Origin of the sequence: Streptomyces sp. NPDC091371 (genome assembly GCF_040684275.1) — a bacterium.
Classification (GTDB): domain Bacteria; phylum Actinomycetota; class Actinomycetes; order Streptomycetales; family Streptomycetaceae; genus Streptomyces.
The window spans coordinates 32,754-45,345 of the sequence record NZ_JBFBFP010000043.1; the positions used below are offsets into that span (position 1 = coordinate 32,754).

At 72.5% G+C, this 12,592-nt stretch carries 10 protein-coding genes; 6 read left to right on the forward strand and 4 right to left on the reverse strand.

Translation table 11 applies throughout. The features are described from left to right. Positions 1–52 precede the first annotated feature (52 nt). The 3 genes from lysX to AB0O21_RS32330 all read left to right on the forward strand — a co-directional run bounded on the left by lysX (position 53) and on the right by AB0O21_RS32330 (position 5,267). The gene (gene lysX, locus AB0O21_RS32320; protein WP_365176770.1) at positions 53–3,358 is read left to right on the forward strand and encodes a bifunctional lysylphosphatidylglycerol synthetase/lysine--tRNA ligase LysX; all 3,306 of its coding nucleotides are present in this window, start codon (positions 53–55) and stop codon (positions 3,356–3,358) included. Positions 3,359–3,439: 81 nt separating this feature from the next. Next, a complete protein-coding gene (locus AB0O21_RS32325; RefSeq protein WP_365176773.1) occupies positions 3,440–4,327 on the forward strand; it encodes a polysaccharide deacetylase family protein in 888 nt (295 codons plus the stop codon). A 151-nt stretch (positions 4,328–4,478) separates the two neighbouring features. Next, positions 4,479–5,267, forward strand: a complete 789-nt coding sequence (locus AB0O21_RS32330; RefSeq protein ID WP_365176776.1) for a hypothetical protein — start codon at positions 4,479–4,481, stop codon at positions 5,265–5,267. 10 nt (positions 5,268–5,277) lie between these two features. Here AB0O21_RS32330 and AB0O21_RS32335 read toward each other — a convergent pair whose 3' ends face one another. Next, positions 5,278–5,940 (reverse strand): class F sortase, encoded by a 663-nt coding sequence (locus tag AB0O21_RS32335; protein WP_365176779.1) that lies wholly within the window; start codon positions 5,938–5,940, stop codon positions 5,278–5,280. Between the two features lie 377 nt (positions 5,941–6,317). On the opposite strand from AB0O21_RS32335, the gene AB0O21_RS32340 reads away from it, so the two are divergent. After that, entirely contained in the window at positions 6,318–6,821 is a 504-nt protein-coding gene (locus AB0O21_RS32340) for a hypothetical protein (protein WP_365176782.1), read from the forward strand. A 74-nt stretch (positions 6,822–6,895) separates the two neighbouring features. Here the strand turns inward: AB0O21_RS32340 and AB0O21_RS32345 are convergent, their stop codons facing one another. The 3 genes from AB0O21_RS32345 to AB0O21_RS32355 all read right to left on the reverse strand — a co-directional run bounded on the left by AB0O21_RS32345 (position 6,896) and on the right by AB0O21_RS32355 (position 9,123). Continuing rightward, the gene (locus tag AB0O21_RS32345; RefSeq protein WP_365176785.1) at positions 6,896–7,459 is read right to left on the reverse strand and encodes a hypothetical protein; all 564 of its coding nucleotides are present in this window, start codon (positions 7,457–7,459) and stop codon (positions 6,896–6,898) included. 203 nt (positions 7,460–7,662) lie between these two features. Then, on the reverse strand, positions 7,663–8,433 hold the full coding sequence (locus AB0O21_RS32350) for a hypothetical protein (protein WP_365176788.1): 771 nt from the start codon (positions 8,431–8,433) through the stop codon (positions 7,663–7,665). Positions 8,434–8,463: 30 nt separating this feature from the next. Beyond that, complete coding sequence (locus AB0O21_RS32355; RefSeq protein WP_365176791.1) at positions 8,464–9,123, reverse strand: hypothetical protein; 660 nt, start codon at positions 9,121–9,123, stop codon at positions 8,464–8,466. Positions 9,124–9,440: 317 nt separating this feature from the next. On the opposite strand from AB0O21_RS32355, the gene AB0O21_RS32360 reads away from it, so the two are divergent. Both AB0O21_RS32360 and AB0O21_RS32365 read left to right on the forward strand, forming a co-directional pair. Continuing rightward, positions 9,441–10,271, forward strand: coding sequence for an SAM-dependent methyltransferase (locus AB0O21_RS32360; RefSeq protein ID WP_365176794.1), 831 nt, complete (start codon positions 9,441–9,443; stop codon positions 10,269–10,271). 182 nt (positions 10,272–10,453) lie between these two features. Beyond that, the gene (locus tag AB0O21_RS32365; RefSeq protein WP_365176872.1) at positions 10,454–12,586 is read left to right on the forward strand and encodes an EAL domain-containing protein; all 2,133 of its coding nucleotides are present in this window, start codon (positions 10,454–10,456) and stop codon (positions 12,584–12,586) included. Positions 12,587–12,592: the final 6 nt, after the last annotated feature.

The following is a 12,592-nucleotide window of genomic DNA, read 5'->3' on the forward strand; positions in this document are numbered from 1 at the left end:
GGCCGTCCCGCTCGGCGCGCGGACGGCCGCCGCCCTCCCTACAGTGCGAACCATGACTGCCACCGTGGAGGAGACGCGCGGGACCCGGAACCGCTTCCTGAACCGGGTGCCCGACGCGTTCGGCGCGTTCTTCGGAACGCTCGGCCTGCTGTGCGCGCTGCTCTCGCTCTCCCCGACGCTGCGGCGGCTCCTGCGGCACGTCGTGCGCTTCCTCGACCTCATCGTCGTCCCGGTCAGCGCGAACCTCGCCTACGCCGTGTTCCTCTTCCTCCTCGCCGCGGCCCTCGGCACCCGCAAGAAGGTCGCCTGGTGGATCGTCGTCACCTATTTGGCCCTGCTGATGCTCGCCGACGTGCTGAGCATGGCCGAGGGCGACTACTGGATCGGCGTCCCCTCCATGGCCCTGGCCGTGGCCGCCATGGGCCTGCTCATCGCCGCCCGCCAGGAGTTCTACGCCGCCTCCCGCCCCGGCGCCCTCTGGCACGCCATGGTCGTCCTCGGGGTCGGCCTGCTTGCCGCCGTCCTCGTCGGCTGGGCGCTCGTCGCGATCTTCCCCGGCAGCCTGCCCCGGGGCCAGTGGCTGGACTGGGCCGCCAAGCAGGTCTTCGGCGGCCTCTTCTCCGCCCGCCAGTTCGACGGCCGCCCGCCCCGCCCGCTGTACTTCCTGCTCGGCCTCTTCGGCGCCGTCGCCCTGCTGAACGCAGCCGCCACCCTCTTCCGCTCCCAGCGCCTGACCGCCGCCCTGCACGGCGACGAGGAGCCCCGCATCCGCGCACTGCTGGGCGCGTACGGACGCAACGACTCCCTCGGCTACTTCGCCACCCGGCGCGACAAGGCCGTCGTCTTCGCCCCCAACGGCAAGGCCGCCGTCACCTACCGCGTCGAGGCCGGGGTCTGCCTCGGCAGCGGCGACCCCGTCGGCGACCCCGCCGCCTGGACCCCGGCCATCGACGCCTGGCTGACCGTCGCCCGCCGCTACGGCTGGCAGCCCGCCGTCATGGGCGCCTCCGAGGAAGGCGCCACCGCCTACGCCCGCTCCGGGCTCAGCGCCCTCCAGCTCGGCGACGAGGCCATCCTGCACGTCGCCCAGTTCGACCTCGACGGCCGCGACATGCGCGTCACCCGCCAGGCCGTCAACCGCGTCAAGCGCACCGGCGCCACCACCCTCATCCGCCGCCACTCCGCCCTCTCCGAGGACGAGATGCAGACCATCGTCGACCGGGCCGACCGGTGGCGGGACACCGAGACCGAACGCGGCTTCTCCATGGCCCTGGACCGGCTCGGGGACCGGGCCGACGGGGACTGCCTGCTGGTGGAGGCCTTCGACGACAAGGGGGAGCTGATCGCCCTGCTCTCCTTCGTCCCCTGGGGCAAGGACGGCATCTCCCTCGACCTGATGCGCCGCGACCGGGCCGCCCCCAACGGGGTCATGGAGTTCATGGTCGCCCAGCTGTGCGCCGCCGCACCCGGACTCGGCGTGCGCAGGATCTCCCTCAACTTCGCGGTCTTCCGCTCCGCCTTCGAAGAGGGCGGCCGGATCGGCGCAGGCCCCGTCCTCAAGCTGTGGCGCAGGCTGCTGCTCTTCTTCTCCCGCTGGTGGCAGCTGGAGGCGCTGTACCGCTCGAACGTCAAGTACGGTCCCGAGTGGTACCCGCGGTTCCTCTGCTACCAGGACGCCGGCTCGCTCGCCCGGGTGAGCCTCGCATCCGGCATCGCCGAGGGCTTCGTCTCCGTACCCAGCATGCGCACCCTGTGGGGAAACGGCCGCCCCAGGGGCCTCACCGCCCCCGCCACCACCGAGGGGCTGCCCTCCATCGACTCCCTCGGCCTGGACGCGCTGGGGGAGGAGGACGGGATCGCCGCGCCCACCGAGCGGCTGCCCGAGCAGGTCCGCGTCCGGCACGCCAAACTGGACCGCATCCGGGAGGCGGGCACCGACCCCTACCCCGTGAGCATCCGGCCCCGCACGCACACCGTGGCCCAGCTCAAGGCCGCGCACCCCGGACATCCGCCCGGCACCCGCTCCGGCGAACAGGTCACCCTTGCAGGGCGCGTGATGGTCGTACGCGACCTCGGAGGCGTGGTCTTCGCCGTACTGCGCGACTGGTCCGGGGACGTCCAGTTGATGTTCACCCGCGACGAGACGGGGGCCGGCGTCCTGGACTCCTTCACCTCCCAGGTCGACTTCGGCGACCACGTCGTCGCGACCGGCGAGGTCGGCGCCAGCAAGACCGGCGAGCTGTCCCTCCTCATCGAGTCCTGGCAGCTGACCGGCAAGTGCCTGCGCCCCCTGCCCGACAAGCGCAAGGGCCTCGCCGACCCGGAGGCCCGCGTCCGGCGCCGCTACCTCGACCTCGTCGCCAGCCCCGAGGCGCGGGAGGTCGTGCGCGCCCGCTCCAGCGCGGTCCAGGCGCTGCGCCAAGGCCTGCTCGACCGCGGCTACCTGGAGGTCGAGACACCGATGCTCCAGCAGATCCACGGCGGCGCCAACGCCCGGCCCTTCCGCACCCACATCAACGCCTACGACCTCGACCTGTACCTGCGCATCGCCCCCGAGCTGTACCTCAAGCGGCTCTGCGTCGGCGGCATGGAGAAGGTCTTCGAGATGGGCCGCACCTTCCGCAACGAGGGCGTCTCCTACAAGCACAACCCCGAGTTCACGATGCTGGAGGCCTACCAGGCCTTCGCCGACTACGACGTGATGCTCGACCTCACCCGCGAACTCATCCAGGGCGCCGCCACCGCCGCCTTCGGTTCCCCGATCGCCCACAAGGCGGGCCCCGACGGAAAGCTCGTCGTCCACGACATCTCGGGAACCTGGCCGGTCAAGACCATGTACGGGGCCATCAGCGAAGCCCTCGGCGAGGAGGTCGACGCCGACACCGAGGAACACGTCCTGCGCAGGCTCTGCGACCGGGCGTCCGTGCCGCACGCACCCGAGGACACCCGCGGGGACGTGGTCCTGGAGATGTACGAGCGCCTCGTCGAGGAGCGCACCAAGCTGCCCACCTTCTACAAGGACTTCCCGACGGACGTCTCCCCGCTCACCCGCCAGCACCGCAAGGACCCCAGGCTCGCCGAACGCTGGGACCTCGTCGCCTTCGGCACCGAACTCGGCACCGCCTACTCCGAGCTGACCGATCCCGTCGAACAGCGGCGCCGGCTCACCGCGCAGTCCCTGCTGGCGGCCGGCGGCGACCCGGAGGCCATGGAACTCGACAACGACTTCCTGGACGCACTGGAGTACGCGATGCCGCCGACGGGCGGACTGGGCATCGGAGTGGACCGCCTCGTCATGTTCCTGACGGGCCTCACGATCCGCGAGACGCTGCCGTTCCCGCTGGTGCGACGCGGCTGACCGTGCGCTGAACGGGTGAGGGGAACGGGGCGCGTCCGCGCCTCTCGACATCTGCGGCGATGTCGTTGATACGTAGTAATAATGAAAAATGACGAGCCGACAGTAGGGCGTCGCGCGCTCCTGCGCACCGCCGTCTTCCTGGGAGTCGCCGCTGCCTCCGGACTGCTCGGCGGAGGCGGTGAGGGCGACGCCCCCGGCGCGGGAACCGGCGGCAGCGGACCCCTTGCGGGCCCGGGACCCCACCCCGCGGCGGGGGCGCCCGGGATGCGGAGCCAGGAGCTGGCCGAGAAGTCCTACCGGCTGCGCCCCATGACCGCCGAGGTCCCCGCCCGCCCGCCCGCCGCCAAGCCCGCCGTACGCACCCGGCCCATCCTCGAACTCCCGGCCGGCGCGGCCACGTCGAGCGGCATGGTGCTCACCTTCGACGACGGCCCCGACCCCCGCTACACCCCGGCCATTCTCGACACCCTCGCCCGGTACGGCGTCCGCGCCATGTTCTTCGTCTGCGGGGAGATGGCCACCGAACACCGGGACCTGCTGCGCCGGATGGTGTCCGAGGGGCACGTCATCGGCAACCACACCTGGACCCACCCGCTCATCCCCAAACTCAGCCGGCCCGCGCTCGCCTCCGAGATCGCCCGCACGAGCGATGTCGTCCAACAGGTCGTCGGCGAACCGCCCCTGTGGTTCAGGGCGCCCTACGGGGCCTGGAACCGGGCCGCCTTCGAGATCGGCGCCGAACTGGGCATGGAGCCCCTCGCCTGGACCGTGGACACCCTGGACTGGAAGGAACCCGGGACCACCACCATCGTCTCCCGCGTTCTCGGAGGCGCCGCGCCCGGCGTGATCGTGCTCTCCCACGACGCGGGCGGCAACCGCTCGCAGAGCGTCCAGGCGCTCCACTCCTACCTCCCCCAACTCCTCGCCCGCGGCTACCGCATGACCCTCCCGACGCTGCCGCCCCGCTGAGCGCGGGCGAGCAGGACCGCGGTGTAACGGTCCCGCGCCGTACGTCATGGGTTCGCACCGGCGCCGGTACCGCCCCTGTCCCGTCCCCGCCCGCGCTCCTACGGTGGGCGGCGCCCCGGAACGCCGCACCCGGAACCGTCAGGAGCGCCCCATGCGCAAGCCCCTCGCCGCAGCCACCGTCCTCGCCACCCTGGCCCTCCTCCTCGGGCCGGCCGCCACCGCGCGGGCCGGCACCGCCAACCCGCCCCGGATCCTGAGCGGCACCATCCACGCCTCGGACCTCGTCCTCGGCCCGGCCACCAGCCGGACCTTCTTCGTCTCCTTCGAAGCCGAGGACGACTCCGGCATCAGCCGCACGGGCGCCGAGGTGATCCTGGGCGGTCCGGACGGCCGGGACCTGCGCTCAGACCCCGGCACCACCCTCTGCACACCGCACAGCACGAACCCGCTCCGCTCCACCTGCCGGTTCACCTTCACCGTCCGGACCGACCCGTGGAGCCTCACCAACGCCCACGCCGGGCTCTACCGGATGTGGGCCCTGGTCACCAGCAACGACTTCGACATCCCGACCAGCGAGGGCCTCACCACCGCCTACGACCTCGACCGGATCAGGATCCAGCGGAAGGCCCAGTTCACCGCCGACGCCTTCCCCGAACCCCCGCGCCCCGGCCACCCGCTGGGCATCGTCGGCCGACTGACCCTCGCCGACTGGGACAACGGGGGCTACACCGGCGCGCCCGCCGGGCTGCCGGTCCAACTGGTCTACAACGCCGACGGCAGCAGCCGGTACGAGTACATCGCGAACCTGACCACCGGCAGCGGCGGGGTCATCGCGACCACCACACCGCCCCGCGCGGACGGCATCTGGTGGCTGGCCCACAACGGCACGGACGCCACCCCGTGGATCTACTCCGCCGCCGACCACGTCGACATGCCGTAGAGGCCGAACGTCAGCGGGCCTCCACCATCCGGGCGAAGACCACGACGTTGCCGTCGTAGCCGCCCGCCTTGGAGTACGAGCCGCCGCAGGTGATCACCCGGAGTTCCGGGTGCCCGGTGTCCCCGTACACCCGGGCTCCCGGGAAGGAGTCCTTGGAGAACACCTCCACCCCGTACACCTCGAACACCGCCGTGCGCCCGTCGTACCGCTCCACCTCGATGTGGTTGCCCGGCTTCACCGAGCCCAGCCCGTAGAAGACCGCCGGGCCCTGCGCGTTGTCCACGTGCCCCACGACCACCGCCGAGCCGCGCTGCCCCGGCGAGATGCCGTTGAGGTACCAGCCGGCCAGATTGCGGTCCTGCGGCGGCGGCGCGTCGATCCAGCCCTCCGCGTCCAGCCCGACCGTCATCACCGGCGCGTCCACGTTGATCGTGGGGATCCGGATGCGCTGCACCGACGAGTGTTCCAGCACCTCCAGGTCCGCCGGCGGCGTCGGCGGGTTCGCCGGCAGCTGATCGGCCGTCACCGCGACGGCCGAGGCCGCGGTCGGCTGGGGCGGCCCGTCGCCCATGTCCACACCGTTCCGCACCATGGCGAGGCCGGTGAGCATGACCAGGGCGAGCACGCCCCACGGTGAGCGTTTGCGCGACTGCCCGGTCTCGTCCTCGCCCATCGTTCTCCCTTCCCGACGCGGGGGTCCCGACCCGCGTTCCTGTCCCACCCCTGTACGCCCTGCTTCGTACGCCCTACTTCACGCACGCTAAGGGTGCGTCGGCGGGACGGCGAGGGGGGAGGGGCGAACGGGTGGCGCGGCCCGGAAGGGGCCGGAAGGGGTGCGCCCATCCAGGTAATCGTCACATAAATGCCTGACGGGTCGTGACCTGCGGATCCGTCAGATCCGGCGTCCGCGCCTCGGCGTGTCGCTCAACCGGGCGGCCCAAAGGCGGAAATGCGGAGATTGCGGGACGCCCCGAGGGTTCGATCAGGGAGGCGTTCTCGTCGATCATCCGGGGCCGACGCTCCGGGGCGCTTCCCGCTGGAGGTTCCACCATGCGTGTTTTCCGCGCCCTCACCGTGACGGCGGCAGCCTGCGCCGCGATCGGACTCAGTGCCCCGTTCGCTTCTGCCAACCCCCCGATGGGTGGCAACGGCGGCCCCAGCAACATCTCGGTCAACCCGTACTCCGTGCACCAGGGCGCCACGATGCAGGTGAGCGCCTCGGGTTGCGAACGCGGCGGCGTCGTCACCTCGCCCGGGAACTTCCCCGAGGCCCGCCTGTCGGCCGGCTCGATCGGCTTCGCCACCGTCCGGATCTTCAACCACGCCTCGCCGGGCCCCCACACGCTGTCGGTCAGGTGCAACGACAGCAGCCTCGTCGCCACGCACCGCTTCAACATCCTGGAGGGGCGGCCCTCGCAGGGCGGCATCGGCGGCTCCCTCGGTCCGTCCACCGTCGAGACCGCCATCGGTGCGGGCCTCGTCGGCCTCGCGGCCCTCGGCGCCGGCGCCCACGTGGTGCGCCGCCGCCGTCCCTCGCTCCGCAGCCGGGCCTGACCGGCCACCTCCCCGGTCGCCCCGCCGCCGGTCGCCCCGGGTCCAGGCCAGGGCGACCGGCGGCGGGGAGGCGGTCAATGCCCGCGGCCGGAGCCGCGGCGGCGGCGCAGGGCGAAAGCCGTACCGCCCGCGGCGGCGAGCAGCAGGCCCGCTCCCGCACCGAGCTCCGCGGCGTCCATGCCGGCCGCACTGCCGCCGAGACCGCCGCGGACGGCGCCTACGACCCCGCCGGGCGAGCTGGTCGCGGTCCTCGTCGAACTCGTGGTCGGTCTGGTCGAACCGCCCGCGATCGTGAGGTCGGCCGAGCCCGTCTCCCCGTTGCAGGTGAAGGAGACGGAGTACAGGGCGCCGGGCCGGGCGTCCCGGTCCACGGTGACCCGTACGGTCTGGCCGCGGGCGATGCTCACGGTATCGAAGACCCCGGACGAGGCGGTGGCGTAGGCGGCGTTGCAGCCGGTGACCGAGAGCACCACCTGGCCGCCGGGGGAGACCGTCGACGGGGTGATGGCGAAGCCGAACGTGGTCTGGCGGCTCTCGGCCGCGCCGGCGGCGGGCGCGCCGAGGGCGCCGAGCGCGAGTACGGCGCCCGCGGCGCCGGCGCTCAGCAGGGCTGTGGCGGAGGTACGTATCGCACCCATGGTTGATTCTCCGGATCCCCGAGGAGCAGCCGCGGAACGGTTTCCGCACGTGGGGGGTCGTGCGCCTCGATGTCCGCCACGCTAGGTCCGGGCACGGTGGCCCGCGATCAGGAACGGGCGAATGGGGCATGCCCTTACGCCGAACCGGGGACGGTGGGCCCGTCCCCGGTTTGAGGGTGGGCGGAAGGGCGCCGCAGGGGCCTTCAGCCGCCCAGTTCCAGGTGGCCGAACTGGGTGAGGAAGGGCTCCGCGGTGGCCGCGATGCCCCGCCCGAACGGCGCGTCGAAGTCCCAGATCAGGAAGAGCAGGAAGGCGATGAGGGCGCTGAACAGGCCCGCCAGCAGCAGCTCGCGGAACGACCGCCGGATCTGCAGGGTGAAGATCAGCCCCACCGTCACCAGCGCCCCGGCGATCAGCCCGAACCACACCACCCCCGGCATGGTTGCCCCGGCGCTCTCCCCCCGGGCGCTGCGGGCGTCGTCGGCCACCGCGACCTGGTCGACCAGGGGCTGGTACGCCTGCCCCTCGTGGTCGGTGCGCGGCTCGTAGTCGGTGACGTCCCGGCGGATACGTTCCAGCAACTCCGCGCCGCGGTCGGTGATCTCGCCGCGGTCGGCCATCGCCTTCCACTCCGTGTCCACCACGTAGGTCACGTACGCGTCCACGTCGGAGCGGATCTTCTGGCGCACCTCGGCCGGATAGACCTCGGAGCGGACGCTGATCTCGTGCAGGGCCTGGGCCTCCTGGCGGACGTACTCCTGGGCCGCCCCACGGCCCTCCCAGACGCCGGCGATCGCCAGGCCCAGGACGATCGCGTAGATCACCCCGATCATCATCGTCATGTACTCGATGACGTCCGGGGTCTCGTTCGGATCGTCGTCGTCGCCGATCCTGCGGTGGTTGAAGAAGGTGATGGACAGCACCACGGCACAGGCCGATGCCATCGCGATGGACAGGACGAGCCATTCCGACAAGATGACTCCCGAGTGGTCTTTGGCTACGGGCTACCGGGGGCGCAGCGCGACGATCGCGAGCACCGCGGGAGCCGCGGTCATCAGGGTGAAGGTCACCGGCGAGATGTGGTGCTCTTCCGTTTTGCGGGCGGGAGCGTGGTACGCCGGGCGGGCCACCGCCTTCGCCACGACGGGCGAGGGCGCCGGGGCCGCCTGCGGCGGCGGGGCCGGCTTGGTCCGGACGGGCTTCTTGGGTACGGGCTTCGGGGCCGCGGGCCGAGGCGGCGGAGGCGGCGGTGGGGGTGCGGGCTCGGGCGGCGGGGCCGGTTCGGGCGGGGGCGGCGGCACCGGTTTCGGGGGCGGGGGTTTCGGCGGCGTCGGAGTCGGCTTCGGGGGAGGAGTCGGCTTCGGCGGGCAGGGCGGGGGAGGCGGCGGGCAGGGGTGTCCGTGGTGGCCCCCGCCGTGTCCCTTGCCGCGTCCCTTTTCGTGCCCCTTGCCGTGACCGTTGCCGTGATGTCCGCCACCCGGGCCGCCTCCGCGGCCGCCGCCACCGGCCACCGCGACCGCCGTGGTGACGCCCGCGGCGGAGCCGTTGCCGGTCGTCGCGTAGGCGCAGCTATCGGCCACGGCGGGTGCGAAGGAGGCGCAGGAGAGCGCCGCCCACAGCAGTACCGGGACCGTCAGCAGGCGCCTGGCTAAGGCTTTGTTCACCCGGGGATCATGGGCCCGAGCGCGGCCCGGTACGCCGGGCCCGGGTGCTGGTTCGCCTGAACGGGTGGAGCATCGACCCAAGAGGTTTGAGCCAATCACCGACCGGGTCAGGCCGCGCTCCGGTCAATTCCCATAAGGGATTTGTCGGTAACGATCATTGGTGACGCCGCGCTCCGGCACGTGACTTCGGTGTGTGACGAACAACGGACCGCCAATTTCCGCTTTTGCTCGCCCTGTTGGCTAATGATCAGTACATTCGGCTCGGACAGAGTCCGGTCCCCGGTGGGGCCGCTGCGGAACAAGGCTTGGAGACCCCGATGGAGCGCCCCGCCTGGGCCCCGCCAGGCATCGACATATCGGTGCCGAGCGTGTCCCGCATCTACGATTACTACCTGGGCGGCTCCCACAATTTCGAGGTCGACCGCGAGACCGCCCGCCGCGCCATGGAATTCATGCCGGGCCTGCCCAAGATCATGCAGGCCAACCGGGCATTCATGCGCCGCGCCGTCCGCCACGCGGTCGCCGAGGGCGTCACCCAGTTCCTCGACATCGGCTCCGGCATCCCGACCTTCGGCAACGTCCACGAGATCGCCCGGGCCGCCAGCCCGGAGGCGCGCGTGGTCTACGTGGACCACGACCCGGTGGCCGTCGCGCACAGCCGGGCCGTCCTCGACGGGGACGGGCAGACCGGTGTCGTCGCCGCGGATCTGCGCAAGCCGAAGGACATCCTGAACGCCCCCGAAGTCGCCCGGCTGCTCGACTTCGACCGGCCCGTGGCGCTGCTCCTCGTCGCCGTCCTGCACTTCCTGGAGGACTCGGACGACCCGTACGGCGCCGTGGCCGAACTGCGCGAGGCGCTCGCCCCCGGCAGCCTGCTGATCCTCACGCACGCCTCCTTCGAGGGCGTACCGGTCGCGGAGCAGGTGGCGGGCGGCGCCGTCGGCGTCTACCGCGACATCCGCAACCCGCTCGTCATGCGTAGCGGGCAGCAGATCGGCGGCTTCTTCGACGGGTTCGAGATGGTGGAGCCCGGCCTGGTCTCCATGCCCGACTGGCGGCCGGACCGTCCCGAGGGCGACGCGGAGGGCGAGGTGCCCGAGGACCCGTACGCCTTCTCCGGCTACGGCGGCGTGGGGCGCAAGGCGTGAGACTCCCCGTACAGACGTCGGGCACGCAGACGTCGCACGGACAGCCGGCACACGGACACGCGTCGGGCGTGCCGGTCCCCGAGCCCGGGGCGCCCGCGTCCGAGACGGCCGAGCCTCCGCCGGCCGCCGCCGGCGCGGCCGCTCCCGGCTCGGCCGCCGCCGGACCGGCTCCGAAAGGCGGCCTGGAGGACCGGATCGCCCGCTTCGCGACCATCTGGGGCCGGGCGATCTTCCCGGTCACCGCGACCTCGCTGACCCGCTCCGAGTTCGAACGGCACCTCGTGCCGCTCACCCGCACCCTCACCGAGGCCCTGCACGCCCGCCCCTTCGACGCCTCCCCGGCCCAGCGGGTGGGGGCCGAACTCGTCGCCGTGCACTGCACCGACCCGGAGGCCCTGGCCGGCACCCTCGGCGTCATCGAGTCCTACCTGGTGCTCTACTGCGGCGGGGCCGGCGGACCCGGCGGCTCCACCGAGGAGTACCGGGCCCGCTGCGCCCGGCTCCAGCACGCCATCGCGGCGGGGTACGCCCGCGCCCTGCGCGAGCGCACCCTCAAGGAGCAGGAGGCCATCGCCCGCTCCGCCCTGACCGCGCGCACCGACGCGCAGCAGGCCCTGCACGCCAGCGAGGAGCGCTTCCGGGCGGTCTTCGAGGGCGCGGCCGTCGGTATCGGCATCGCCGACCTCGACGGGAACATCCTCGAGGTCAACGACGCGCTGCTGCAGATGTTCGGCGGCCTGGAGGGGCACGTACGGGGCCGCAAGGTCAGCGAGTGGGGCCACCCCGACGACACCCCGCACGTCTGGCGGATGTACGGCGAGCTGGTGCGCGGCGAGCGCGAGAACTTCCGCGTCGAGAAGCCGTACTACCGGCACGACGGCACCGTGCTGTGGACCAACCTGACGGTGTCGCTGCTGCGCGACGCCGCCGGCGAGCCGCAGTACCAGCTGGCGCTGATGGAGGACACCACCGAACGCCGGCTGTTGAACCTGCGCCTGCGCTACGAGGCCACCCACGACGCCCTGACCGGCCTGCCCAACCGGACCCTGTTCTTCGAACGGCTGGAGAAGGCGCTCAGCGGCTCCGGCGGAGACCGCTTCGGCCTGTGCTACCTGGACCTGGACGGCTTCAAAGCGGTCAACGACAGCCTCGGGCACTCGGCGGGGGACCGGCTGCTGGTGGAGGTCTCCGACCGGCTGCAGAGCTGCGCGACCGGCCCCGGCGAGGTCGTCGCACGGCTCGGCGGCGACGAGTTCGTCGCCCTGACCACCGGCGGCGACACCGAGCAGAAGGTGACCGACCTCGCGGTCCGGATCCTGTCCGCCCTGTCCACGCCGATCCAGCTGGAGGGCCGCGAGCTGACCGTGCGCGGCAGCATCGGCGTCGTCGAGGGCAGCGTGAAGGAACGCACCCCGGCGGAGGTGCTGCGCAGCGCCGACATCACGATGTACCGGGCCAAGGCGGCCGGCGGCAACCGCTTCGAGTTCGCCGACGCGGAGGCCGACGCCCGCGCCATCACCCGGCACGGCCTGACCAACGCACTGCCCGCGGCGCTGGAGCGCGGGGAGTTCTTCATCGAGTACCAGCCGCTGGTGCACATGCACGACGGCACCGTGCACGGAGCCGAGGCGCTGGTGCGCTGGTCGCACCCGCAGCACGGGGTGCTGGGCCCGGACCGCTTCATCCCGCTCGCCGAACGGACCGGGCTGATCGTGCCGCTCGGCCGCTGGGTCCTGGAGGAGTCCGTCCGCCAGGCCCGCAACTGGCAGCGCCAGCACGGCGGCGCGTCCCTGCGGATCAACGTCAACCTTTCCCCCACTCAGCTGCACCACCCCGGGCTGGTCGCCGACACCGTGGCGGTCTTGGAGAAGTCCGGCCTCGCCCCGGGTGCCCTGTGCCTGGAGGTGACCGAATCGGCCCTGATAGGAGCCGACGACGAACTCCTGGAACCGCTGCGCCGGCTCGCCGCCCTGGGCGTGGACATCGCGCTCGACGACTTCGGCACCGGCTATTCGAACCTGGCCAACCTGCGCCGCCTCCCCGTCAGCGTCCTGAAACTGGACCGGTCGTTCACCAAGGGGATGCAGCAGAGCCCCGCCAACCCGGTCGACGTCAAGATCGTGGAGGGGATCGTCGCCCTCGCCCACAGCCTCGAACTCGCCGTGACCGTCGAGGGCGTGGAGACCGGAGCCCAGGCCGCCCAGCTGCGCGCCCTCGGCTGCGACACCGCCCAGGGCTGGTACTACGCCCGCCCCGGCGCCCCCGACCGCATCCACACCCTCTCCCTCTCGGACGCCGTGCCGTCGCCCTCCTGACGCGGG